The 24628-nt window shown below is 68.0% G+C and carries 17 protein-coding genes; 11 read left to right on the top strand and 6 right to left on the bottom strand.

Annotation, left to right across the window (positions count from 1 at the left end; translation table 11 throughout):
* Positions 1 to 4: 4 nt before the first annotated feature.
* Positions 5 to 418 (bottom strand): response regulator, encoded by a 414-nt coding sequence (locus JF542_RS20515; protein ID WP_207077226.1) that lies wholly within the window; start codon positions 416 to 418, stop codon positions 5 to 7.
* A 509-nt stretch (positions 419 to 927) separates the two neighbouring features.
* On the opposite strand from JF542_RS20515, the gene JF542_RS20510 reads away from it, so the two are divergent.
* A complete protein-coding gene (locus JF542_RS20510) occupies positions 928 to 2313 on the top strand; it encodes a sensor histidine kinase (protein ID WP_207077225.1) in 1386 nt (461 codons plus the stop codon).
* Between the two features lie 75 nt (positions 2314 to 2388).
* On the opposite strand, the gene JF542_RS20505 is transcribed toward JF542_RS20510, so the two are convergent.
* The 4 genes from JF542_RS20505 to JF542_RS20490 all read right to left on the bottom strand — a co-directional run bounded on the left by JF542_RS20505 (position 2389) and on the right by JF542_RS20490 (position 7738).
* Positions 2389 to 4155, bottom strand: coding sequence for a PQQ-dependent methanol/ethanol family dehydrogenase (locus JF542_RS20505; RefSeq protein WP_007797942.1), 1767 nt, complete (start codon positions 4153 to 4155; stop codon positions 2389 to 2391).
* 867 nt (positions 4156 to 5022) lie between these two features.
* A complete protein-coding gene (locus tag JF542_RS20500; protein WP_207077224.1) occupies positions 5023 to 5553 on the bottom strand; it encodes an SEL1-like repeat protein in 531 nt (176 codons plus the stop codon).
* Positions 5554 to 5604: 51 nt separating this feature from the next.
* Positions 5605 to 6567, bottom strand: a complete 963-nt coding sequence (locus JF542_RS20495) for a YVTN family beta-propeller repeat protein (RefSeq protein ID WP_007797948.1) — start codon at positions 6565 to 6567, stop codon at positions 5605 to 5607.
* Between the two features lie 4 nt (positions 6568 to 6571).
* The gene (locus tag JF542_RS20490; RefSeq protein ID WP_207077223.1) at positions 6572 to 7738 is read right to left on the bottom strand and encodes an ABC transporter substrate-binding protein; all 1167 of its coding nucleotides are present in this window, start codon (positions 7736 to 7738) and stop codon (positions 6572 to 6574) included.
* A gap of 213 nt (positions 7739 to 7951) precedes the next feature.
* Between JF542_RS20490 and pedF the strand changes: the two genes are divergently transcribed.
* The 5 genes from pedF (at position 7952) to JF542_RS20465 (ending at position 14691) form a co-directional block, all read left to right on the top strand.
* The gene (gene pedF / locus JF542_RS20485; RefSeq protein WP_040545311.1) at positions 7952 to 8590 is read left to right on the top strand and encodes a cytochrome c-550 PedF; all 639 of its coding nucleotides are present in this window, start codon (positions 7952 to 7954) and stop codon (positions 8588 to 8590) included.
* Position 8591: 1 nt separating this feature from the next.
* Positions 8592 to 9482, top strand: coding sequence for a substrate-binding periplasmic protein (locus tag JF542_RS20480; protein ID WP_207077261.1), 891 nt, complete (start codon positions 8592 to 8594; stop codon positions 9480 to 9482).
* Positions 9483 to 10002: 520 nt separating this feature from the next.
* Positions 10003 to 11523, top strand: a complete 1521-nt coding sequence (adh, locus tag JF542_RS20475) for an aldehyde dehydrogenase (RefSeq protein ID WP_207077222.1) — start codon at positions 10003 to 10005, stop codon at positions 11521 to 11523.
* 196 nt (positions 11524 to 11719) lie between these two features.
* Complete coding sequence (locus JF542_RS20470; protein WP_207077221.1) at positions 11720 to 13810, top strand: 4Fe-4S binding protein; 2091 nt, start codon at positions 11720 to 11722, stop codon at positions 13808 to 13810.
* Complete coding sequence (locus JF542_RS20465) at positions 13807 to 14691, top strand: FAD:protein FMN transferase (protein ID WP_207077220.1); 885 nt, start codon at positions 13807 to 13809, stop codon at positions 14689 to 14691. Before JF542_RS20470 ends, JF542_RS20465 begins: the two co-directional genes overlap by 4 nt.
* Positions 14692 to 14737: 46 nt before the next feature.
* On the opposite strand, the gene JF542_RS20460 is transcribed toward JF542_RS20465, so the two are convergent.
* A complete protein-coding gene (locus tag JF542_RS20460; protein ID WP_242533864.1) occupies positions 14738 to 15628 on the bottom strand; it encodes a helix-turn-helix domain-containing protein in 891 nt (296 codons plus the stop codon).
* Positions 15629 to 15936: 308 nt separating this feature from the next.
* Here JF542_RS20460 and JF542_RS20455 point away from each other — a divergent pair, with 308 nt between their 5' ends.
* From JF542_RS20455 to JF542_RS20435, 5 genes are all read left to right on the top strand, one after another.
* Positions 15937 to 19365 (top strand): transglutaminase family protein, encoded by a 3429-nt coding sequence (locus JF542_RS20455; protein WP_207077219.1) that lies wholly within the window; start codon positions 15937 to 15939, stop codon positions 19363 to 19365.
* A gap of 41 nt (positions 19366 to 19406) precedes the next feature.
* Entirely contained in the window at positions 19407 to 21788 is a 2382-nt protein-coding gene (locus JF542_RS20450; protein ID WP_242533863.1) for a circularly permuted type 2 ATP-grasp protein, read from the top strand.
* Between the two features lie 5 nt (positions 21789 to 21793).
* Positions 21794 to 22672, top strand: coding sequence for a transglutaminase family protein (locus JF542_RS20445; protein WP_040545313.1), 879 nt, complete (start codon positions 21794 to 21796; stop codon positions 22670 to 22672).
* Positions 22673 to 22785: 113 nt separating this feature from the next.
* Positions 22786 to 23775, top strand: coding sequence for a hypothetical protein (locus JF542_RS20440; protein ID WP_207077217.1), 990 nt, complete (start codon positions 22786 to 22788; stop codon positions 23773 to 23775).
* A gap of 75 nt (positions 23776 to 23850) precedes the next feature.
* Positions 23851 to 24609, top strand: coding sequence for a sulfite exporter TauE/SafE family protein (locus JF542_RS20435; RefSeq protein ID WP_207077216.1), 759 nt, complete (start codon positions 23851 to 23853; stop codon positions 24607 to 24609).
* Positions 24610 to 24628 lie beyond the last annotated feature (19 nt).

The following is a 24628-nucleotide window of genomic DNA, read 5'->3' as shown; positions in this document are numbered from 1 at the left end:
CGGCTCAGCAGTAGCGCTGCGCGTAGCTTACCAAAAGCCATTTGTGCAGCGGTTTCAGCAGCAGGTCGTCCATTCCGAATTTGGTCCAGTCGCCCTTCTCGAGAAACGCCATGTGGGAGGTGATCCCCACCACTCCACAGGATACGGTTTCGGTCAATTTCTTGAAATCCCGCGCGTAATCGAGCCCGCATTCGCCATCCGGGAACCGGATATCGAGAAGGATCAGTCCGAAGGACTTCGGGTTTTGCGCGCATAGCGCTAGCCCCTCTTCGAGCCGAGGCACCGCGCGGGCGTGGAAGCTCTCTTCCTTCAGGTGTTTCTGGACGGAGAACCGCGTCCATTCGTCGTCGTCGACGATCAGGACGGTTTTCTTCAGTGTCTTGGCGTCGAGCGAAGAACTATGCCCGGTTTGCAACATGCCGTGTCTCCCGAGGCGATTGGAACTCCGGGTCGCCTCATCCCGATTTCTTCGCGCTATGGGCGATGCCGGAATGCGCGCACTCGCAAATTGTCAGAAATCGGCGGATTAGTGAAACGTTTTTGTGGCGAATTGATACATTTTATATGCAGGCCGTAGGGAGCTGCCAGTTGCACTATATGTCAAGTCTGTTTCGAGGATCCCGCGCCGTCATGGAATTGTATATCGGCTATATACCTAAGAATGGAGCGTTTTATTTCGGATTTAATTGTCCGATACCCACATGGCGCTTGAAATAAGTTCCCGGCGGGCCCAGTATTTGCATTGGTGGGAGATCTTGAATGGTGAGAGCGGTATCTCCGTGCGACAATAGGCCCGAGGCGGCAGAGGCGTGTGAAGGGCCGAACTGGGCGCTCCTCGTGATCGGAGAGGGCGGCATCTCCGACCTGACCTCGGAGGTCGCGGCACTATCCGAATCGGCTGAATCAGGAGCGGCGCAGGACCGTTCGTTGCTCCTCACCGTGGCGCTGTCCTCCCGGGAGCGGGAAAAACTTGCCAAGCTGACCGATTCGCCCGCGCTGCTCCACGAGATCGCCGAGGGAACGCGGGCCGCGCCCGGTCGAATCTATTTCCCTCCAGACGGGCAGACTCCGGTTCTGCAGCCGGACCCCGAGGGCCCGGAGCTTCGTTTCGGACTGACCCCTGCCGAGTCCACGACCGGACAGACCCTCGTGACCGTGCACGCCGGGTCCACTGCGCTCCGGCCCGGTGGGGTGAGTGTCCTCTCGGCGGGCGATGCCGATGGCCCTGCAAGCGCCGTGCGCGCGCAGGTTGAACGCATGATCGAGGCGGGGCAGGCGGGGTTTTGGGACTGGTACGTGCAGGACAACACCGCCTTCATGAGCCCGCTCCTGAAGGCGATGCTCGGGTTTGGCGGGGGCGAGCTCGGAACCAGCGCCGCGGCATGGCGGCAGAGGGTGCATCCCGAGGACCTGCCGCGCCTGCAGCAGGCGTTTCGCGCCCATGTCGAAAGCCGTGGCAAGCAGCCCTTCGACCTCGAGTTGCGCTACCTGCGCAAGGACGGCGCGACGATCTGGGGGCATTGCCGCGGGCAGGTGGTGGCCTGGCGCGGCGCCGCGCCGTCACGCGTGATGGGGATCCTGAGCGATGTCACGGACCTGCGCCGGCGCGAGGCGAAGCTGGACGAGATTCGCGACTTCGCCTTGATGGCCGCGCATGACCTGATGGCGCCGGCGAACACCATCGCCGGGGGGCTCTCGATGCTGCACACCGCGCTTGGCGAGGCGGTCGATGACGAGGCGCAGGAGGTCTTCGGCATTGCCAGCCGCGCCGCCGACAAGCTGCGCGCGCGGATCGGTGCCGTCGTCGACCTGTTCCGTATCGAAAGCACCGAGGTTGCGTTCCAGCCCGTGGATCTCGAGGCTTGTTTCCGTGACGCCGTCGACTTGTTGCGCGACGAGGTCGCGCACAGCGGGGCAGAGGTCAGTGTCGGGCCTTTGCCAATGGCGTCCGGTGGGCCTTTGCTGATCGGACAGTTGGCGCAGAACCTGCTGATCAACGCGCTGAAGTACCGCCACCCGGAGCGCCAGCCCTTGGTGCGTGTCGCCGCGTTCGATGCGGGGCCGCAGATGGTCGGCGTCAGGGTGAGCGACAACGGGCTCGGCATCCCGCGGGAGCAGCGCGAGCGCGTGTTCGAGCTGTTCCACCGGCTGCGTGCCGACAGCGCGCTTGGCGGCAGCGGCCTTGGCCTCGCACTCTGCGAACGTGTCGTCACGCAGCATGGCGGGCGCATCTGGGTCGAGGATGGCGACGCGGGCGGCGCGGCGCTGCTCTTCACCCTGCCGCGCGGGCGCCGGGGCCGGGCGCCGGAATGAACGATGCGCCGCGGTGGGCGCGGCGCATCGCATGAGGTCCAGTTGGGAGGCGGACCTCTGGGAGGAGCCCCTCGATCAGTTCGACGAAGCGAGTTGCTTGGGCAGCTTGAAGGTCCAGACGGTGCCACCCTGGTTGAGGTAGTTCACCTTCTTGGCGACCTCGCCGCCCCAGAGCGGAACCGCGCCGCCCCAGCCCGAGACCACCGAGACATACTGCTCGCCGTCCTGGTCCCATGTCACCGGCTGGCCGACGATGCCCGAGCCGGTCTGGAAGCTCCACAGAACCTCGCCGGTCTCGTCGTCAAGCGCCAGGAACTTGCCCTCGGGGGTGCCGGTGAAGACCAGTCCGCCGGCGGTGGTCATCACGCCGCCCCAGAGCGGGGCCTCGTTCTTGAATTCCCACTTCCACTCGCCGGTGGCGGGGTCGATGGCCTTGAGCGAGCCGATGTGATCTTCGTACATCGGCTTGATGGTGAAGCCCGAACCGAGATAGGCCGCGCCCTTCTTGTAGGTGACGGGCTCGTTCCAGATGTCCATGCCCCACTCGTTCGAGGGCACGTAGAACAGGCCGGTGTTCTGGCTGTAGGCCATCGGCATCCAGTTCTTGCCGCCAAGGAAGCCCGGGGCCGAGAACACCACTTCCCCTTTGCCGCCATCGGCCGCCGCGCTCGGATCGCCGGGGCGGTTTTCCTCGACAAAGACCGGGCGACCGGTTTCGTCGATGTCGCTGGCCCAGGTGATGTCCTTGACGAAGGGATGGGCGTCGACGAAGGCGCCGTCCTCGCGGTTCAGCACGTAGAAAAAGCCGTTGCGGTCGGCGGTGGCGAAGCGCTTGTTGCCGTCGGCATCCTCGTAGGCCACGACCTCGTTGACGCCATCATAGTCCCAGCCCTCGCGCGGGGTGGTCTGGAAGTGCCACTTGATCTCGCCGGTGGCCGGGTCGATGCCGAGGCGCGAGGCGGCGTAGAGGTTGTCGCCGGTATTGCCCTCGCTGGGGCTGCCCGCGCCGCGCAGGTGGCTGTTCCAGGGCGCCGGGTTGCCGGTGCCGAAGATCAGCGTGTCGGTCTCGGCATCGTAGGAGCCGCCGAGCCAGGTGGCGCCGCCGCCGGTCTTCCACAGATCGCCCGGCCAGGTGGCGTTGAGCTCGCCGGTCATGGTGCTCTCTTCGCCGTTCAGCGTGCCCATGTGACCCTCGATCACCGGGCGGGTCCAGACCATATCGCCGGTCTCGACGTCGCGCGCCTGCACCTCGCCGACGATGCCGAACTCGCCGCCCGAGTTGCCGGTGATGACGAGGCCGTTCACGATCAGCGGCGCGGCGGTGTAGGAGTAGCCGGCCTTGTAGTCGGCGATCTTGTCGCGCCAGACCACGTCGCCGGTCTTGCGGTCGAGCGCCACGAGGCGGGCGTCGAGCGTGCCGAAGATGATCTTGTCGCCGTAGATCGCCGCGCCGCGGTTGATCACGTCGCAGCAGGGCAGGATGCCCTCGGGCAGGCGGGCGTCGTATTGCCAGAGCTCTTCGCCGGAGGCGAGGTCGATGGCATAGAGCCGCGAGTAGGAGCCGGTGACGTACATCACGCCGTCATAGACGATCGGCTGGGTTTCCTGGCCGCGCTGCTTCTCGCCGCCCATGGAGAAAGCCCAGGCCGGCACGAGGTTCTGGACGTTGTCCTTGTTGAGCGTGTCGAGCGGGCTGTAGCGCTGCAGGTGGCGGCCCATGCCGTTGGTCACCACCTGGGTGGTGATGGACTGGTCGTTGGCCAGATCGTCCTCGGTGACCTGGGCCTGCGCGGCACCGGTCGCCAGCAGACCTGCGGTCACTGCCAGAATGAAGCGGTTCATGATGTCCTCCCTTAAAGACGGTTCAGAGCGTTCGGTTCGGCCACGGGGCCGGTCCCTCCTCTGGAGCAAGCATCCCCGGCGCGGGGCCGGAGATGAATTGCACCATGGTCGTACGACCTTTCCGCAGGGTTACCGCGGCCTCTCGATGGCGCGATTGTCCTGCGGGCTGGTGACGCGCCGCTCGGCGCGTATGACGCCCCGTACGGAGCGGTTCGCGAGGCCGACATTGCGCATCCTCGTGCCTCGCATGACGCCGCCATCGCCACCCATAGACGCGCAGCGCCGCATGGGGTCGGACGATCCCCAAGGCCCCAAGCGCCGTCGAGCGGTCGTCATCGGCACAGGATTTGGAGCCGCGACAGAGCGGATTCTCCTGCGGTGGCCGTTCGGAAGGGCTCTGGAATCAACAGCTTGTGAGAGAGGGCAGGCGACCTCGAATAGCGGCTTCCGGTCCGCGATCCTGACCATGGCGAGGGTGTCGACTGTGGCGGAGCCGGCCACGCACGGGGCCGCCATGGCGATGATGCGGGCGACCGGGGTCTCCGGTCCGGCGGCCCCGGTCGCAGGGCGCGCCGCGCCGGCACCGCAGAGGGGCGCGCGGTTCCGCGCCCGAGTAGACCGCCCGCCCCGGGCCGGGTGCGTTGCACCAAGGTCTAAGACCAAAGCGCCCCCAAACCCCCGCGCCGCGCCCTCTGGTCAGGCCGCGCACCGCCGGGGCCCCCGCGCCACGCCCCTGTCTTCTCTGGTTCAAAAATACCTCGGGGGAGTCGCAGCTCTGCTGCGGCGGGGGCAGCGCCCACTCTCTCCCTCCTTCGCGCTGCGCGGCGACGGCAGTGCAGCGCGCCCCGGGTTTGCCCGAGCCGCCGCTCAGAACATCGGAGCGTAGCGCCAGTTGTCCGCATCCGGGGTGATCTCGTCGAGATCGTAGCCGGCGCCTTGCAGGCGCCTGGCGATCTCCAGCCCGTCGCGCGCCGCCTCGTCGACCAGCGCGCGCCCGGCGGCCTCGTCCTGCGCCGTGCCAAAGCCGCGCATCAGCCCGATGCCGTAGTTGAACTTGCCGACCGGGTCGCCGGCCTCGGCGGCGCGGCGGTCCCAGCGGGCGGCGGCATCAGGATCGAACGGCCCGCCGAAGCCGTTTTGCTCCATGTAGCCCATCCAGGTCATCGCAGCGGTGTAGCCGGCCTCTGCACAGGCCTCGAAGATCGCCCGCGCAGTGGCGTGATCGCCGGACTTGGTCATCAGGTAGCCCGAGGCGCAGACCATCATGTCGGTCTCGCCGCGTTCGGCGCGGTCGCGCATCGATTGCCATGTCAGCTCCTCGGGGTTGGTGGTGCCATATTCGTCCGCCACTGCGCCCGAAGCCGCCAGCAGCGCCAGGCACATCAAGACCGGTCTCATCTGCATCTCCTCTCTCCCGTGTCGCCCGCAACACTGCGGGCCGGCGGGCGCTCAGCCCTCCGTCGGTCGCAGCGCCGCACCCCAGGGGAAGCGGCCCACCTTGATGGTCTTGATCGGTTCGCGCTTCTCCACGTCGATCACCGTCACGTCGCCCGAGACCCCGTTGGTGGTGAAGAGCCGCTTGTGATCGCGGTCGAAGGCCATGTGCCAGACCCGGCGCCCCACCAGCAGGTAGTCCTCGACCTCCCATGTCTCGGCGTTGACCACGGCGACGTGGTTGGCCGGCCCCAGCGCCACGAAGGCGGTCTTGCCATCCGGGGTCAGCTCGAACCCCACCGGCTGGAGCCGGTCCTCGTGCACGCCGGTGATCTCGAACTCGATCTTGGCCTTCTCGGCCTGGCTCGCCACGTCGAACACCGTCACCGTGCCGCCGATCTCCGACGAGACCCAGAGCTCGCTGCCTTCCTTGACGAACTCCGCATGGCGCGGGCGGCTGTCGACCAGCGTGTTGGCAAAGATCGCCTCGGTGCCGGTGTCGATCCAGTGCGCCATGTTGGTGGTCTCGGATGTGGTGATGACGATCTTGCCGTCGGGGCTCACCGCCATGCCTTCGGGCTCGATGCCGACGTCGATCTGGGCGATCACCCGGCGGGTTTCGGTGTCGACCACCGTGGTGATCGCATCATCCTCGTTGGCGATGTAGAGCCGTCGGTTGTCCGGGTGCAGGACGAATTGCTCGGGGTCTTCGCCCGAGGGCAGGTCGTGCATGATCTCGCCCGAGACCGGGTCCATCACCTGAACCGCGTCGCTGTCGGAGGCACAGATGTAGACCTTCGAGAAATCGTGGCTGAAGGTGATGCCACGCGGGCGCTCGCCGGTGGGGATCGTGCGCGTCACCTCGAGCGTCGTCACGTCGATGACGCTGATGCTGTCATCCTTCTCGTTGGTGATCCAGATCTCGTCCGCCGCTGCGGGGGAGGCGAGCAGGGCGAGGATGGCGGTCAGTCTCAGCATGGTCTTATCCTCCGAATGCGGTGCAGGCGGTTTCGGGCGCGTCGCGGCCCAGCGTGTCGAGCTCGTTGCCCTGGTGGTGGAAGCCCTCGAGCGGCGCGGTGGCGACCACGGCGCGGTCGGTGACGATGGGGATCGGCTGGCGCAGCTGGCCGTTCCAGCCACGGAAGCTCAGCGGGCTGCCCTTGAAGCCCGCCAGCTCGAAGGCATCCGAGAAGATGTAGTCGCGCAGCGTCGCGGCCTCGGCGCTGCCGGTGCGGGTGACCGCCTCGCCGATGCTGCGGATTGCGGCCCAGGCGGCGTAATCCTCGGGCTGCATCTCGCGCCCCGAGAGCTCTTCGAAGCGCGATTGCAGCTGCGCCGCGCCCCATTGCTCGACCACCGGCGCCCAGGCTTGCGGCACCAGCTCTTCCGAGCCCGCGACCGGGCGCGGCAGCCAGGTGTTGTAGACCACGTAGCGGCCGAAATCGCCGATCTCGTCGGCCAGCAGCAGCACGTCGTGCTCCTTGAACCCCTGCGTGAAGAGCGGCACCTCGGCGCTGGCATTGCGGCGCATGTCGGCATCGAACACCCAGTCGGACTCGCCCACCAGCTTCAACCGGAACTTGGCGATCGAGGCGCGCAGCGCGTCGGCAAAGGCGGTGTCGCGCGGATGCGCGCCCGAGATCAGAGCCACGTCGGTCCAGCGCCGTTGCACCAGGAACTGTGCCAGCGCGTCGGTGCGCATGGCGTCCGAGGGGATCGTGTGCAGCAGGTTGGCGCGGCAGTCGGCGTCGCGCAGGGCGCTGTCGGGCGCGCTGGCATTGAACAGGAGCGCGCCCTCGGCCTCGGGCAGGTCGGCGACGGCGGTGAGCGTCGCGGCGGGGGCATCGAGCACGAGGAAGGGGCTCGACGCCAGCAGGGCGCGCGCGGCGGCGAGCGCGTCGCCGCCCTCGGGCACGCGGGTCTCGTCCATGGTGTAGGTCTGGTTGAGGAAGCGCCCGGTGGTTGCGTTGTCCTCGATCCCCAGCTGCGCCCCCGCGAGCCCGAGGTCCTCGGGCTCGGGGTCGAGATTCGACAACACCGGCGGGGCTGGCTGGTCGACGGTGAGATAGCCGATTCTGACCTTTGTCTCCGACGCGGCGGCGGCGCCCAGCGACAGCGACAGCACGGCAGCAAGCCCTATGATACGCATGTATGTCCTCCCTTGGTGCAGACTACGCCTGCTTAAGAGGCCGCGCCGTAAGACCATGGTCGAAGAGATCCCAGTTTCACGACCAAGGTCCAATATGGCCCGTCCGGGCGCCTTGCTAGCAAAGCTGAAACCAGTGGAAACGGAGGAGGTCCCATGCCCACTATCAAGCGATCTGCAGTGAAGTTCCCGAGCACCGTCCTGTCCGGTGCCGCAATGTGCATGTTTGCCGCCACGCTCGCGCTTGCCCATGGCGATGTCGCCCCGCAGCCGGTCAACACCGACGCGCTGCCGGACGTGGGCGAGGAGTGGCTGACCGAGAACCCCTATCGCGATGCCGGCGAGGATGTCTGGCAGGCCGCGGTCGAGATCGGCGCCTCGGGTTACAACCAGAACTGCGCCCGCTGCCACGGGCTCGAGGTGATCTCGGGCGGGCTCGCCCCCGACCTGCGCTTCCTCGAGGCCGAGGAATACGGCGACGAGTGGTTCATGGAGCGCTTCATCCACGGCTACACCCAGAACGGAACCACCAAGATGCCGGCCTTCGGGGAGCTGCTGGGCCAGAAGGCGGCCTGGGCGATCCGCACCTATGTCGAGGCGCGCCCCGATGACATGGCGGTCGAGGACCAGTCTGCCGAACTCAAGGAGATCCGCGACAAGCTCGCCTCGGGCGATGCTGATGTCGAAGCGCTGCGCGCCCGTCTGCGCGAGATCGCCGGCGAGATCGAAACCCTCTCTGGCGCACCGGTGGCCGACAGCATCGCTTTCCGCGCCGCCAACCAGCTCGAGGCCCATCCGGAGGATCTGACCCATGCCGCCGAGACGCTCACCATCGGGCTCTCCGCCGCGCACTGACATGCGGCGCCGGATCGTATTGGCCGCGCTGGCCGGGCTTGCGTTTGCAAGCCCGGCTTTCGCGCGTTGCGAGGACTGGGTGCCACAGCCCAAGCCTCAGAATGCCGGCCGCGACATCGTCGGTCAGGATCTCGACCAGATCATCGAGCGCGGCTACATCGAGTTCGCCGCCTACGAGGATTTTTCGCCCTGGTCCTACGAGGAGGCGGGCAAGCCCGCCGGCGTCGATATCGAGATCGGCCGGCTGATCGCCGCGGATCTCGGCGTCGAGCCGCGCTTCCGGCTGGTGGCAGCGGGCGAGAACCTCGACGCCGACCTGCGCAACAATGTCTGGAAGGGGCCGGTGATCGGCGGGCGGGTGTCGAACGTGATGCTGCACGTGCCCTATGACAGTGCCTATACCTGCCGGGTCGAGCAGGTGGTGTTCACCGGGCAATATGCCGCCGAGCAGATCGCCATCGCCTATCGCGAGGAGGCCTATCCCGAGGATCCGCCGGTGCCGGCCTATTTCCGCATCGATACCGTGGCGGTGGAGAACGACTCGATCACCGATTTCTACCTCACCTCCTTTGCCGGCGGGCAGCTGTCGCAGGGGGTGCGACGCTATCCGAGCTATGCCGCCGCGATGGACGCGCTGGGCGCCGGTGAGACGATGGCCGCGATGGGGCCGCTGGCGCAGCTCGAGGCCGGGGCCGGGGAGGGCATCGCCATCCACCAGCCGCCGCTTGCGGGCTTCGCGGTGAGCCGCTGGACCATCGGGGTGGGCGTGCATATGCGCTACCGGGCGCTGGGCTACGCGGTGGACGACGCGATCCGCGCCGGGCTCGAGGATGGGCGCATCGCGGCGATCTTCGAGCGCTACGGGCTGAGCCACTTGCCGCCGGAGCGGTGAGCGTGGGGTCATGGTAGAGACGGAACGGGCGCGGGCAACTGCGCCCGTTTTCCATTCCGGCTCTTCCAATACGCCGCTCGCGAGCCAACAAACACCCGAGCGCCTCCCCGCGCGGAAACAAGGCCGCAGGCCGCCGTGCATCGCCGGTCCGCCCCCCGGGCCGGCGATTTGGTGACGCCTGTGCCCAGCTGCAAGGTCCTTCGGACTTGGCCGGGATAAATCGAGGGATTCAAAGCGCGGTTCGCCGCCCCGCGGACCGGCGATGCGCGGCGGCGTCGCAGTGGCCATGGTCGTGCGAATCTTAGGAGATGCGAGCGAGGGCCGAGGCGCTCGAAACGGCGCCGTGACCGGCAATCAGAGGCGCCATGTCGCCCCACAGCCCCGAACTCGCCCGCAACCTGTCTCAGAACCGAGACACCTCCGGCTGGCGCGCCGCTTGCCCCACGCTGACAGGCGCGCCACGGGGGCGCATCCTGATCGCATCCCCGGGTGGAGGACCCGGACAGACAGGAGGACAGCCATGAACGTCATGATCCAGACCGAGGGCAAATACGCATCGCCCTTCAAGGCCCGCTACGACAACTTCATCGGCGGCAAGTTCACCGCCCCGGTGAATGGCCGCTATTTCGACAACGTCACCCCGATCACCGGCGCCAAGGTCTGCGAGGTCGCCCGCTCCGACGCCGCCGATGTCGAACTGGCGCTCGATGCCGCCCACGCCGCCAAGGAGGCCTGGGGCCACACCTCGGCCGCCGAGCGCTCGAACATCCTGCTCAAGATCGCTGACCGTCTCGAAGAGAACCTCGAGATCCTCGCCCAGGCCGAGACCTGGGACAACGGCAAGCCGATCCGCGAGACCACCGCCGCCGACATCCCGCTCTCGGTCGACCACTTCCGCTACTTCGCGGGCGTGCTGCGCAGCCAGGAAGGCTCGATGTCCGAGATCGACGCCGACACCGTCGCCTACCACTTCCACGAGCCGCTGGGCGTCGTGGGCCAGATCATCCCGTGGAACTTCTCGATCCTGATGGCTGCGTGGAAGCTGGCGCCGGCGCTCGCCGCCGGCAACTGCATCGTGCTCAAGCCCGCCGAGCAGACCCCGGCCGCGATCCTGGTGCTGGTCGAGCTGATCGCCGACCTGCTGCCCGCCGGCGTGCTCAACGTGGTCAACGGCTTCGGCGCCGAGGTCGGCGGCCCGCTGGCAGAGAGCAACCGCATCGCCAAGATCGCCTTCACCGGCTCGACCGAGACCGGCCGCGTCATCATGAAGGCCGCCACCAAGAACCTGATCCCGGTGACGCTGGAGCTGGGCGGCAAGTCGCCCAACATCTTCTTCTCCGACGTGATGGCCGAGGATGACGCCTTCCTCGACAAGGCGGTCGAGGGCTTCGTGCTCTTCGCCTTCAACCAGGGCGAGGTCTGCACCTGTCCGAGCCGGGCGCTGGTCCAGGAAGACATCTACGAGGCCTTCATCGAGAAGTGCATCGCCCGCGTGAAGGCGATCAAGCAGGGCGACCCGCGCGACATGGAGACCATGGTCGGCGCCCAGGCCAGCTCCGAGCAGCAGGACAAGATCATGTCCTACTTCACCATCGGCCGCGAAGAGGGCGCCGAGGTGCTGGTCGGCGGCGATGCGGCGCAGATGTCGGGCGACCTGTCCAACGGCTATTACATCCAGCCGACCATCCTGAAAGGCCACAACAAGATGCGGGTCTTCCAGGAAGAGATCTTCGGCCCGGTGGTCTCGGTCACCACCTTCAAGGACGAGGAAGAGGCGCTCGCCATCGCCAACGACACCATGTACGGCCTCGGTGCCGGCGTGTGGACCCGTGACGCCAACCGCTGCTATCGCTTCGGTCGCAAGATCGAGGCCGGCCGGGTCTGGGTGAACAACTACCACGCCTACCCGGCCCACGCGGCCTTCGGCGGCTACAAGCAGTCCGGCATCGGGCGCGAGAACCACAAGATGATGCTCGACCACTACCAGCAGACCAAGAACATGCTGATGAGCTACAACCCCAACAAGCTCGGCTTCTTCTAGGTCTCCTCCCGTCCGGGGCGCGCGCTCCTTGCCACTCGATGCGCGCCCCGGGCACAAGCCGCCGGTCCGACCCCGCGCCGGCAGCCCCGGCGGTGCCTTTACCCTCTCCCTCCGAAGGCACCGCCGATGTTCCCGGCCCGCGTCTCAGACCTAGGTCGCATCTCCCGGCCTCATCCGCCCTGCTAGTCTGCGCCCCATGCGGGCGCTTTTGCTTTTCCTGACCCTGAGTCTCGTCACCCTCCTGCCGCGCCCCGGCGCGGCAGAGCCGCTCGACCGTGCGGCGATGGAAGCTTTCGTTTACGCACCCTATGCGCTGGGCGATCCGCTGGGCGAGAATGGCGTGTGGGAGCTCCTCAACTCCGGCGGAGGGCTGGCTGGCTACGCCTTCGAGACCGAGCTGATGGCGCCGCTGCCGGGCTTTTCCGGCGCGCCGCTCAACATCTTCGTCATGCTCGATCTCGACGGCCAGTTCCTCGACGTGCGGCTGATCGAGCACAACGAGCCGATCTTCGTCTCGGGGCTGGGCGAGGCGCCGCTGCGGGGCTTTCTCGAGCAGTATTCCGGCCACGCGATCTCCGAGACGATGGTGGTCGGCACCGCCTATGGCGGCGGCGGCGAGGGCTCGGCGCTGGTCTATCTCGACGGTGTCACCAAGGCCACGGCCAGCGTGCGCATCGCGCATGAGAGCATCATGGCCGCCGCCCGCGAGGTGGCGCGCGAGCGCATGGCCGGCATCAGCTCCGGTCCGCCGGCGCATCCCGATCCCGACCACGACGAGGCGCTCGACTGGGCGGCGCTGGTCGCGCAGGGCATCGCGACCCACAAGGTGGTCAGCAACGCCGAGGTCGACGCGCTCTTTGCCGGCACCGTCTGGGCCGATGACGACCCAGAGGCCACGGAGGACCCCGAGGGCGCCTATCTCGATCTCTGGGTGGTCGATCTCGGGCCGGCCTCGATTGCCCGTGCCGCCCTCGCCCCGGAAACGCTCGAGGAGCTGCAGCGCTTCCTCGCGATCTCGCCCGACGAGGAGCCGATCCTGCTGATCGAGACCGGGCGCCACGGGCTGGTCTCGCCCGACTTCGTGCGCAACACCGCGCCGGATTGGCTCTCGGCCGAGCAGGACGGGTTGCCCATCGCGCTGCGCGACGCCGATCTCTTCGTCGAGCTGGCCGATGGTGTCCCCGCGGGGACGGCGATGATCCTGCGCACCGACCGGCGGCTCGGCTTCGATCCGGCGCGCGACTGGACGCTCAAGGTCGCGGCGGTGCGCGAGCATGGCATGTTCCAGCCCGAGATCGGCCGCCGCGATCTCGAACTGACCCACGCCACGCCCGAGCGCTTCTTCCTGCGCCCCGGCGCGGTGGAGACGCTGCCGCCATGGCGCGAGGCGATCCTCAACCGGCAGGCCGACCTGATCGCGCTCTGCGTCTTCCTCATCGTGCTGCTGCTCGCCGTGGGCCCGGCGCAGAACCGGCTGGCGGGTCTGCGGATCTTCACCCCGGTCAGGCTCGGCATCCTTGCGGTGATGACCGGCTTCATCGGGTTCTGGGGGCAGGGGCAGCTGTCGATCGTGACACCGCTTGGCGTGTTGCGCACGGCGCTCGACGGTGGCAGCTACGCCTTCCTGCTCTACGACCCGTTCTCGCTGCTGGTCTGGGCGGCGGCCATCGCGGGGCTCATCCTCTGGGGGCGCGGCTTCTTCTGCGGCTGGCTCTGCCCGTTCGGGGCGCTTCAGGAGTTCGCTTCGCATCTCGGCCGGCTGCTGCGCCTGCCGCAGATCGAGCCAAGTCCCCGCTGGGACAAGCGCCTCAAGGGGCTGAAATACGTGGTGCTGGCGGGCATGATCGCGACGGTCTTCGTTGCCCCGGGAGAGATCGACACGGTGGCCGAGATCGAGCCCTTCAAAACTGCCATCACCACGCATTTCCAGCGGGCGTGGCCTTACGTCGCCTGGGCGGCAGGGCTGATCGTGCTGAGCGCGGTGCTGTTCAAGGGCTTCTGCCGCTACCTCTGCCCGCTGGGGGCGCTGATGGCGATCGGCGGGCTGTTGCGCGGGCGAGACTGGATCGCGCGCCGCAGCGAATGCGGCTCGCCCTGCCAGCTGTGCCGGGTGCGCTGCCGCTATGGCGCCATCGAGAAGACCGGGAAGATCGATTATTCCGAATGCTTCCAGTGCCTTGACTGCGTGAAGATCCACGACGACCCGGCGCAATGCGTGCCGCTGGTGCTGGCGCAGAGAGCGCGCAAGCGTCCGATAAGCCCTGGCCAGGAGGTGCCCGCCGAATGAGCCTGACCCGCCGCCGTTTCCTCACCATCTCTGCTGCCTTTGCCGCCGGACCCGCGCGGGCGCTGGCGCCGGCGCGCTGGCGCGGCATGGCGCTTGGGGCCGAGGCCGAAATCACCCTGCATGGCCCCGGCGCCGAAGACGCGCTGGAGGCGGCGCTCGCGAAGATCCGCGCGTGTGAGGCACGGTTCAGCCTGTACGATCCCGCCTCAGAGCTCTCGCGTCTCAATCGCACGGGAAAGCTTGACGCATCCTTGCCGTTCCGCGCGCTGATGCAACTTGCTGACCGGGTGCATGAGGCCACCGGCGGGGCGTTCGATCCCAGCGTTCAGCCGCTTTGGCGGGCGCTGGCCTCGGGCGGCGACGTGGCGGCCGCGCGGGCGCGGATCGGCTGGGAGAAGATCGTGCGGGACGGGAACCGCATCGCGCTGGGGTCGGGACAGGCGCTGACCTTCAACGGCATCGCGCAGGGTGTCGCGACCGACGCCGTGGCAGAGCTGCTGGCGGCGCGCGGCTTCGGGCAGGCACTGATCAATATCGGCGAGTTTCGCGCCCTCGGCGGGCCGTGGCGGCTGGGACTCTCGGACCCGGAGCACGGGCCACTCGGCACCCGCACGCTGGACACCGGCGCGGTCGCGACCTCGAGCCCGGCGGCGCTGCGTCTGGGACAGGAAACCCATATCCTCGATCCGCGCGGGGCAGGGGGCGTGCTCTGGTCGACGGTGAGCGTCGAGGCCGAGAGCGCGGCACTGGCCGATGCGCTCTCGACCGCTGGCTGCATGATGGACGCAGACGCGCTGCACCGGGCCGCGACAGCACTCGGCGGCGTGAGACGCATCACGCTGGTCACGCATGAGGGCGAACTGCGCAGCCTTTCTGTCTAGGCGTGCAGGGCAACAATCGGAAAAGGCGGTTAAAAATAGTCGACCGTCAGTCCCCGATGCCCAGCCGTTTCATGCGGCGGTAGAGCGTCGCGCGGCCGATGCCGAGATCGCGGGCCGCCTTGCTGACATTGCCTTCGGCGCGGGTCAGGGCGCGGATCACCGCCGCGCGCTCGGCGCGCTCGAAACCCGTGGGGCCGTCCTCGCGGCCGAAGAGATCCGCCGCCGGGCGCGGCTTCAGCGCGCCCTTGCTCTCGAGCTGGAAGGCCCGGCGCGCGCCGCGGGTCGCGCCCACGACAAGGTCGTCGCCATCCACCGCCAGAAGCACTGCTGTCTCGCCATCGTCGCTGTCGCCCACGAGGATACGGGCGTCGGGGAAGGAGGCGCGGAAATAGTCGGCCTCGATGCTGCGCGCGGTCTGCGCCACGGTGGCGGCGATCAGCCGGTTGAAGCCCTCGGTCTGGTCGGCCCGCGCCGAGGACACGTCGAGCGCCGCCACGATGCGCCCGTCGGGGCCGAAGATCGGCGCGTCCATGCAGCTCATGCCGATGTTGCGGGCGAGGAAATGATCGCCGCGATGGATCGTCACCCGGCGCGCCTCGGCGAGGCAGGTGCCGATGCCGTTGGTGCCCTCGGCGGCCTCGCTCCAGTCGGTTCCGGGCCAGAGCCCCCAGCCCTCAAAGGTGTCGGCATCGGCCTGCGAACAGCGCTGGTCGAGCACCAGCCCTTCGCTGTCGGTCAGCAGCACGCCGCAGCCCGAGCTCGCCACCAGCCCGAAGAGCTGGTCGAGCTTCGGTGCCGAGACCAGCAGGAAGCGCTCCAGCATGGCGCGGCGATGGGCGAGGGTAAGGTCCTCGAGCCGGCGTGTGCCCTGTCGGGTCGCCGGGTCGAGCCCGTGATGCTGCATCGAGCGCCGCCACGAAGCAGCGAGAGACGACATGGCGGCAGCTCTGTCGGATGAGACGGTCCTGAAGACACGGTCGATATGATCTGCCACGGGGGAAATGTCGGCGCTCCTCGGTGTTGTGCGGATGTGTCAGGCGCGTTGCGTCGCCGGAGCCTAGCCCGCAGGGGCACAGGCGCGATATGCGACCATCGGAGGAGGGCAGGGCGCACAGCGTCGCCGCACGGGATCTGAGCAGCGTCACGCCCCGGTCGCGTCGCGGGAAGCGTCAGGCTTTACAAGGGCCTGTATCCAAGTTCTTCTGAACCCGATCCACGAGACAGCATCACGGGCGGACCGATCCCATGGCCATCACGGCAAGCATTCACCACCTGACGCATTACAAGTATGACCGTCCGGTCACGCTCGGGCCGCAGCTGATCCGGCTGCGCCCGGCGCCGCATTCGCGCACACGGGTGATTTCGCACTCGCTCAAGGTCGGCCCCGAGGGCCATTTCGTGAACCACCAGCAGGACCCCTACGGCAATTGGCTGGCGCGCTACGTGTTCCCCGAGCCGGTGACCGAGTTCAAGATCGAGGTCGATCTCGTCGCCGACATGACGGTCTACAACCCGTTCGACTTCTTCGTCGATGAAGAAGCGCAGGAATGGCCCTTCGAGTACCCGGAAGAGTTCCGCAACGACCTGCGCATCTACGCGCGCCCCGACGAGGTCGGCCCACATCTTGCCGCCTACATGCAGAGCATCCCGCGCGAGCCGGTCAACACGGTCAACTTCCTTGTCGACATCAACGCCAAGCTGCAGAAGCATATCGACTACATCGTGCGCATGGAGCCCGGGGTGCAGACCCCGGAAGAGACGCTGCAGCACAAGCGTGGCTCGTGCCGCGACAGCTCGTGGCTGCTGGTGCAGATCCTGCGCAATCTTGGCTTCGCGGCGCGGTTCTGCTCGGGCTACCTGATCCAGCTGAAACCCGACCTGCAGGCGCTTGACGGGCCGTCGGGGACGGATCACGACTTTACCGATCTGCACGCATGGTGCGAGGTGTTCCTTCCGGGCGCCGGCTGGATCGGGCTTGACCCGACCTCGGGTCTGCTGACCGGCGAAAGCCACATCCCCCTCGCCGCCACGCCGCATTACCGCAACGCCGCCCCGATCACCGGCGGCTTCTCGGCGGTGGGCAACCCGCATGTGAGCTTTGATTTCGACATGCAGGTCACCCGCGTGGCCGAGCATCCGCGCATCACCAAGCCGTTCTCCGAGGAGTCGTGGCAGGCGCTCGACGCGCTGGGCGAGAAGGTCGACGCCACCATCGCCGCGCAGGACATGCGGCTCACCATGGGCGGCGAGCCGACCTTTGTCAGCATCGACGATTTCGAGAGCGCCGAGTGGAACACCGCGGCCGTGGGCCCGACCAAGCGCGACCGCGCCGACACGCTGATCCGGCGCCTGCGCGAACGCTTCGCGCCGGGCGGCTTCCTGCATTACGGGCAGGGCAAGTGGTATCCCGGCGAGACCCTGCCGCGCTGGACCTTCTCGCTCTACTGGCGCCGCGACGGGCTGCCGATCTGGAAGAACCCCGATCTGGTCGCCAAGGAGACCGCGAAGGGCGCCGATGCCGCGCAGGCCGACCAGTTCATGTCGGCCTTTGCCGAGAACCTCGGGCTCGAGGCCGACTATGTGCATCCGACCTACGAGGACCCGGTCGAATGGATCCTCAAGGAGGCGGATCTGCCGTCGAATGTGACCCCCGAGGACAGCAAGCTCAAGGATCCCGAGACGCGGGCACGCATCGCCAAGGTGTTCTCGCGCGGGCTCGAGACGCCGGCGGGCTACGTGCTGCCGATCCAGCGCTGGCAGTCCAAGGCGCAGCCCTCGACGCGCTGGCGCTCGGAGCACTGGAAGACGCGTCGCGGCCAGCTCTTCCTGATCCCCGGCGACAGCCCGGTGGGCTTCCGCCTGCCGCTGGGGGCGCTGCCCTACATCGCGCCCTCGGCCTACCCTTATGTCTACCCCACCGACCCCTCGGTGCCGGTCACCCCGCTGCCGGATTTCCACGCCGAGCGCGAGGAGCAGCGCCGCGCCCTGATGGCCGAGCTCGAGCGCATCGCCAGGGAAGAAGCAAAGATCGCCGAGGAAGAGGCCGCGGTCCTGCCCGAGGTGACGCCGGGCCACGAGCAGCCGGTCTCGGAAGCGCGCGACGCCGGGCGGCGGCAGAAGATCATGGAGCAGGGCGTCGATCCCGAGGGCGGGCAGGTGCGTACCGCCATCGCCATCGAGCCGCGTGACGGGCGGCTGTGCCTGTTCATGCCGCCGGTCGAGGCGCTGGAGGATTACCTCGAGCTGCTGGCCACCGCCGAGGAGACCGCAGAGGAGCTTGGCCTGCCGATCCATATCGAAGGCTACACCCCGCCGCATGACAGCCGCATGAACGTGATCCGCGTGGCGCCAGATCCCGGCGTCATCGAGGTCAACATCCATCCCGCCCACAGCTGGGAGGATTGCAAGGAGATCACTGAAGCGGTCTACGAGGAGGCCCGCCAGAGCCGTCTCGGCGCCGACAAGTTCATGATCGACGGCAAGCACACCGGAACCGGCGGCGGCAACCACGTCGTGGTGGGCGGTGCGACCACGCTCGACAGCCCGTTCCTGCGCCGGCCCGACCTGATGCGCTCGCTGATCCTCTACTGGCTGCAGCATCCCTCGCTGAGCTACCTGTTCTCGGGCCTCTTCATCGGCCCGACCAGCCAGGCGCCTCGCATCGACGAGGCCCGGCATGACAGCCTCTACGAGCTCGAGATCGCGCTGTCGCATTTCCCCGGACCGGAAGAGGGCGAGCCGCCGCAGCCGTGGCTCACCGACCGGCTGCTGCGCAACATGCTGATCGATGTGACAGGCAACACCCACCGGGCCGAGATCTGCATCGACAAGCTGTTTTCGCCCGACGGCCCGACGGGCCGCCTGGGCCTCGTGGAGTTCCGCGGCTTCGAGATGCCGCCCGATGCCAAGATGAGCCTGGCCCAGCAGGTGCTGATCCGCGGCCTTCTGGCGCGCTTCTGGAAGGCGCCGGTCCAAAGCCGCCCGGTGCGCTGGGGCACCACGCTGCATGACCGCTTCATGCTGCCCTATTTCGTCTGGGAGGATTTCCTCGAGGTGCTGCGCGACCTCAAGGCGCATGGCTTCGAGTTCCGCTCGGAGTGGTACGAGGCGCAGAAGGAGTTCCGCTTCCCCTTCGCCGGCGAGGTCGATTACGAGGGCGTGCACCTGCAGCTCAACCAGGCGCTCGAGCCCTGGCACGTGCTGGGCGAGCGCGGCGCCATCGGCGGCACCGTGCGCTACACCGACAGCTCGGTCGAGCGCATGCAGGTGCAGCTCACCGCGATGGACCCGGAGCGCTACATCGTCACCTGCAACAAGCGGCCGGTGCCGCTGGCGGGGACCAAGGCCAGCGGCGTGAAGGTCGGCGGCGTGCGCTTCAAGGCGTGGCAGCCGGCGGAGGCGCTGCACCCGACGCTGCCGGTCAACGCGCCGCTGGTGTTCGACATCTTCGATACCTGGACCGGCCGGGCGCTGGGCGGCTGCACCTATCACGTGGCGCATCCCGGCGGGCGCAACTACGACACCTTCCCGGTCAACACCAACGAGGCCGACGCGCGGCGTCTTGCGCGATTCGAGAAGATGGGTCATACCCCCGGCTCCTATTGGCCGGCACCCGAGCATCCGCATCCGGAATTCCCGATGACGCTTGATCTGCGCCGGATGCCCGGCCTCTGAGCATCAAGCAGGATGGGGTGACCTCCATGGCGCCGGACCAGATGACCCGGTTCCTTTCCGGCTACGCCCCGATCGAGGGCGTGGCCGACGAGTTGAAACGCCCGGACGGCTCCATGCGTCCGGTGTGGGACGCGTTGATGCGTCACCTCGCCGGGCAGAGCGCCGAGACGTTGGCGCGCTCGTTTGCCCGCGGTGACCAGTACCTGCACGACACCGGCGTCTATTTCCGCCAGCACAACACGACCGGGACGGGCACCGGCTCGACGGTGCGCGACTGGCCGCTGAGCCACGTGCCTGTGGTCATCGCCGAGGCCGAATGGGCGGCACTGGCCGACGGCATCGCGCAGCGCGCCGAGCTGCTCGAGCGGGTGATGGCTGACCTCTACGGTCCCGGCGACCTCGTTCGCGACGGTTTCCTGCCCGCCGACCTGGTGGCGCAGAACCCGGAATGGCTGCGCCCGGTGGTGGGGATGAAACCGCGCTCCGGCCATTACCTGCACTTCCTCGCCTTCGAGCTCGGCCGCTCGCCGGACGGCAGCTGGTTCGTGCTTGGCGACCGCACGCAGGCGCCCTCGGGGGCGGGGTTCGCACTGGAAAACCGCATGGCCTCGACGCGGATCTTTCACGACCTGTTCCAGAAGACCAATATCGAGCGCCTCGCCGGCTTCTTCCGCAGCTTCCGCGATGCGATGAACGGGCTGCGCGGCGACAGCGAGGGGCGGGTCGGCATCCTGACCCCCGGCCAGCACACCGACACCTATTACGAACACGCCTACATCGCCCGCTACCTCGGCTTCTCGCTGCTGGAATGCGAGGATCTCAAGGTGCAGGACGGCCGCCTCGCTGTGCGTACCATCAACGGCCCCGAGCCGGTGGGCGTGCTCTGGCGGCGTCTGGATTCGCGTTTCGCCGATCCGCTCGAGCTTGACGAGACCTCGGCGCTGGGCACGCCGGGCATGGTCGCGGCGCTGCGGGCGGGGGCGATGGACATGGTCAACTGCCTGGGCTCGGGCGTGCTCGAGAGCCGGGCGCTGATGGCCTTCCTGCCGCGCATCGCGCGCCACCTGATCGGCGCACCGCTGCGCCTGCCCAACATCGCCACGTGGTGGTGCGGGCAGGAGACCGAGCGGGCCTACGTGCAGGCCAATCTCGACCGCATGATGATCGGATCGGCGCAATCGACCAAGCTGCCCTTCGACATCGAGGTCAACACCGCCGTGGGCGGCAAGTTTCCCTGCGGTGCCGACGAATCCGTGTCGGACTGGATCGAGCGCGAGGGGGCGCAGCTGGTGGGGCAGGAGGCGGTGACGCTCTCGACCACGCCGGCAATGATCGACGGCAAGCTGGTGCCGCGCCCCATGGTGGTGCGGGTCTTCGCGGCCCGCACGCCCAATGGCTGGGCGGTGATGCCCGGCGGCTACGCCCGGATCGGGCGCAGCGGTGATCCCACCGCGCTGGGCATGCAGGCCGGCGGCTCGGTGGCGGATGTGTGGATCATGGCCGATCAGCCGGTGGTGCAGGACACGCTCAGCAGCAAGCAGAGCGGCCCGTTCCTGCGCCGCCTGCCGGGGCTTCTCCCGGCGCGGGCGGCGGACAATCTCTACTGGCTCGGGCGCTATGTCGAGCGCGCCGAGGGCGGCGTGCGGGTGCTGCGCGCCTATCACCTGCGGCTCGAGGAATACGGCCGGCGCACGGTGCCGCTGGTCGACAGCCTTGGCCGGTTCCTCGAGAGCTACGGCTTCGAGACGCGCGAGCCGGTGCCCGACGCGCTGCTGAGCCATCTCGATGCGGCGCTGACCTGCGCCAGCAAGGTGCGCGACCGCTTCTCCACCGACGGCTGGAGCGCGCTGAACGATCTTGCGGACAGCGCCCGCGAGCTGTCGGACCGCGTCACCCCCGGTGACGACGCCGCCCGCGCCATGAGCGTGCTGCTGCGCAAGACCGCCGGGTTCTCGGGCCTCGTGCACGAGAACATGTTCCGCTTCCTCGGCTGGCGCTTCCTGTCGATCGGACGGGCACTCGAGCGGGCCGACCACATGGCCTCGGTGCTGACGAGCTTTGCCGCGGCCGAGGGGCTCGACGGAGGGCTCGATGCCACGGTCGAGATCGGCGACAGCGTGATGACCCATCGCCGCCGCTATTCGGTCGAGACCACCCGCGACACGGTGATCGACATGCTGGCGCTCGACCGGGACAACCCGCGCTCGATCCTGTTCCAGATCGACCGGGTGCGCGAGGAAGAGAGCAAGCTGGCCGAGCTTTCCGGTGCCCAGAGCATGGGTGACGCCGGGCGCAAGATCCTGATGTTGCAGACTGCCATGGCGGTGGCCACGCCCGAACAGATCACCGCGCGGCGCCTGTCGCGCACACGCCGCGAGCTTGCGGCGATCTCGGAAGCGCTGACCGCGCAGTACCTGAGCTGATGCCCATGAGCCAGACATACGACATCACCCTGCGCATCGCCTACAGCTACCAGAGCCCGGCGGCGGCAAGCCGGACGCTGCTGCGGATGCTGCCGCGCACCTTGCCGGACCAACAGCTGCTCTACGGCGTGGTGACCACCGATCCGGCTCCGGATCACCGCATCGACGATCTCGATTTCTTCGGCAATCCCTGCACCGAGCTGGCGCATGAACGGCGGCTCACGGAGATCGATTTCCTGTTCAAGGGCCGTGTGTTGTGCCACGAGCCGTCGCGCGGGCTGGATCTGTCCTGCGCGCTCGAGGACGTGCCGCGCGAGGTGGCGCAGATCCAGAGCATCGCGCCCGAAAGCCCGCATCATTTCCTCGGCGCCTCGCCACGGCTGCGACCCGAGCCGGAGATCGCCGCCTTCGTCCGCGACTGCGTATCGCCCGGACTTTCGGCGCTGGCGGCAGTCGACGCGGTGAGCGCGGCCCTGCACGAGGCCTTTGCCTTCGATCCCGGCGCCACCGAGGTCACCACCACCCCGATCGAGGCGTTCCGCGCCCGCCGCGGCGTCTGCCAGGACATCAGCCACGTGATGATCACCGGGTTGCGTGCCATCGGCATCCCGGCGGGCTACGTCTCGGGATTTCTGCGCACGATACCGCCCAAGGGGCAGAAGCGGCTCGAGGGGGCCGACGCCATGCATGCCTGGGTGCGGGCCTGGTGCGGCGCCGAGACCGGCTGGGTCGCCTTCGATCCCACCAACGCCATCCGCGCCGGCACCGATCATGTCACCGTGGCCTTCGGGCGCGACTATTCCGACGTGGCCCCGGTCAAGGGCTCGCTGCGCTCCTCGGGGTCGCACAAGACCACCCATCACGTCGACGTGGTGCCGGTCTGAGCGCCTTTACCATTGCGTAAGCTGTGATCGGCTAAGCTGCGGTCGTGGCGCCTCCGGCCTTGCCGGGTGTTGAATGGCGCAATACGGCAAGATGGCATGGCGGACCCGCAGACATGAGACGCATCGACGAGAAACTCGCCAAGATCACGGCCGAGGATTACAGCCGCCGGGATTTCATCATCACCTTCGCCAAGGATGCCGATCTGCTGCGCGGGTGTTCGGCCACCGGGCGCGATGGGCTGGGGCGGCCGCGCCCGCTTGCCGCCTACCGGGCCGACGTCCGGCGGGTGATCGAAAGCGACCTTGCCGATATCGTGCTGACCTCTCTCTCCACCGCCGAGATGCTGGCGGAATCCGGCGTCTATGCCCGCGCCACCGCCACGCCCGCGGTGCGGCTCAACGATCCCACCGACATGTGGCGCGTGCGCGGCGGCGCCTATCCGTCCTATCCGGCGCTGCCGTTCCGCTCTGCCCGGCTCGACGCGGTCAAGCCGGTGGCCAATCTCGGGCTTTACGGCATGACCTTCTACAACAGTCCCGAGCAGGATCACGCCACGCTCACCGCCTATTGCGAATTTCGCGACATCGCCAGCAAGGTCGGCATCCGGCACTTCCTGCAGGTCTCGGATCCGAAGGTGGAAATCGACACCGGCGATGCCGACTATGCCGCCTTCCGCAACGATATCCTGATCCGCAGCCTCGCCGGGGTGGCGCGGCGCGAGCGGCCGATCTTCATCGAGGTCGATTACCACGGCCCTGCCGCCACCGAGGAGCTGGCAGGCTGGCACCCCTCGCGTATCGTCATCGGCGTCACCGGCTGCCCGAACGGCACCACCCGCGACTGCCTCGAGCGGCTGGCGCAGGCGGAACGCCACGGTGCCCGGCTGGCGAACTTCAGCCGCGAGAGTTTCCACTGCGAGGATCCGGTGCTGATGCTGGTCGCGATGCGCCGCGTGATCCGTGACGGCATGTCCTCCCACGAGGCGGTGCGCGCCTATCACGACGACCTCAAGGCGGCAGGTCTGCGGCCCAACCGCCCGTTGCAGGAGGATGCAGAGCTGACCTGTCCGATGCTGAAGGCGCATTCCCGCGAAGCGGCCTGATGGCTTTTCCCTTTTCGTCACCGCCGGCCCGGTGCATGACGGGCGGGGTTGGTGACGTGAGGCAAAGGGCAGGCATTGGAACAGACGGTCGCTTTCTGGATCGCCGCAGGGGCGGCGACGTTCTTTGTCGGCATGTCGAAGGGCGGTTTGCCCATGGTGGCGATGATGGGTGTCCCGATCCTGTCGATCTTCATCGCCCCTGCTGCCGCCGCGGGCCTGCTGCTGCCGATGTACATCCTCGCCGATGTCTACGCGGTCTGGTTGTTCCGCGGGCATTATTCCGCGCGCAACCTGAAAATCCTGATCCCGGCGGCGGCCATCGGCATCTTCGTCGCCTTCCTGCTGATCTCGCGGGTGCCGGTCGAGGCCACCAAGCTCGTCGTGGCGCTGATCGGGCTGGGCTATCTTGCCGACGCGCTGCGCAAGCGGCTGGCGGGCGATTTCGCCGCCCGCCCGGCGGACGTGCCGCGCGGGCTGTTCTGGGGCGCGCTCGCGGGGTTCACCAGCTATATCAGCCATGCCGGTGGGCCGCCGTTCCAAGCCTATACGCTGCCGCAGAAGATGCCCAAGATGACCTTCGCGGGTACGGCCACCATCACCTTCGCCTGCATCAACTGGATGAAACTGCCGCCCTACATCCTCGCCGGGCAGGTGACCTGGGACAGCCTGCAGCAGATCGCGGTGCTGGCGCCGCTGGCGCTCATCGGCGCGTGGTCGGGCTATCGCGTGACCCGCTGGCTGCCGGAACGCGCCTTCTTCCTCCTGGTCAACGTGGCGCTCGGGCTGCTCTGTCTCAAGCTGCTGGTCGAGGTCGGGCAGGCGTGGTGGCCCTGAGAGGCGTTGCGCCCCGGCC

This window comes from Salipiger bermudensis, from assembly GCF_017309175.1.
Lineage (GTDB): Bacteria > Pseudomonadota > Alphaproteobacteria > Rhodobacterales > Rhodobacteraceae > Salipiger > Salipiger bermudensis.
Note: the sequence above shows the minus strand (reverse complement) of the source record. Positions and strands in the feature narration are given on the sequence as shown.

What these genes read in the sequence shown, in the direction of transcription:
- JF542_RS20515 (WP_207077226.1), bottom strand. Translation starts at nt 418, where the DNA reads ATGTTGCAAACCGGGCATAGTTCTTCGCTCGACGCCAAGACACTGAAG.
- JF542_RS20505 (WP_007797942.1), bottom strand. Translation starts at nt 4,155, where the DNA reads ATGAACCGCTTCATTCTGGCAGTGACCGCAGGTCTGCTGGCGACCGGT.
- JF542_RS20500 (WP_207077224.1), bottom strand. Translation starts at nt 5,553, where the DNA reads ATGAGACCGGTCTTGATGTGCCTGGCGCTGCTGGCGGCTTCGGGCGCA.
- JF542_RS20495 (WP_007797948.1), bottom strand. Translation starts at nt 6,567, where the DNA reads ATGCTGAGACTGACCGCCATCCTCGCCCTGCTCGCCTCCCCCGCAGCG.
- JF542_RS20490 (WP_207077223.1), bottom strand. Translation starts at nt 7,738, where the DNA reads ATGCGTATCATAGGGCTTGCTGCCGTGCTGTCGCTGTCGCTGGGCGCC.
- pedF (WP_040545311.1), top strand. Translation starts at nt 7,952, where the DNA reads ATGTGCATGTTTGCCGCCACGCTCGCGCTTGCCCATGGCGATGTCGCC.
- JF542_RS20480 (WP_207077261.1), top strand. Translation starts at nt 8,592, where the DNA reads ATGCGGCGCCGGATCGTATTGGCCGCGCTGGCCGGGCTTGCGTTTGCA.
- adh (WP_207077222.1), top strand. Translation starts at nt 10,003, where the DNA reads ATGAACGTCATGATCCAGACCGAGGGCAAATACGCATCGCCCTTCAAG.
- JF542_RS20470 (WP_207077221.1), top strand. Translation starts at nt 11,720, where the DNA reads ATGCGGGCGCTTTTGCTTTTCCTGACCCTGAGTCTCGTCACCCTCCTG.
- JF542_RS20465 (WP_207077220.1), top strand. Translation starts at nt 13,807, where the DNA reads ATGAGCCTGACCCGCCGCCGTTTCCTCACCATCTCTGCTGCCTTTGCC.
- JF542_RS20460 (WP_242533864.1), bottom strand. Translation starts at nt 15,628, where the DNA reads ATGTCGTCTCTCGCTGCTTCGTGGCGGCGCTCGATGCAGCATCACGGG.
- JF542_RS20455 (WP_207077219.1), top strand. Translation starts at nt 15,937, where the DNA reads ATGGCCATCACGGCAAGCATTCACCACCTGACGCATTACAAGTATGAC.
- JF542_RS20450 (WP_242533863.1), top strand. Translation starts at nt 19,407, where the DNA reads ATGACCCGGTTCCTTTCCGGCTACGCCCCGATCGAGGGCGTGGCCGAC.
- JF542_RS20445 (WP_040545313.1), top strand. Translation starts at nt 21,794, where the DNA reads ATGAGCCAGACATACGACATCACCCTGCGCATCGCCTACAGCTACCAG.
- JF542_RS20440 (WP_207077217.1), top strand. Translation starts at nt 22,786, where the DNA reads ATGAGACGCATCGACGAGAAACTCGCCAAGATCACGGCCGAGGATTAC.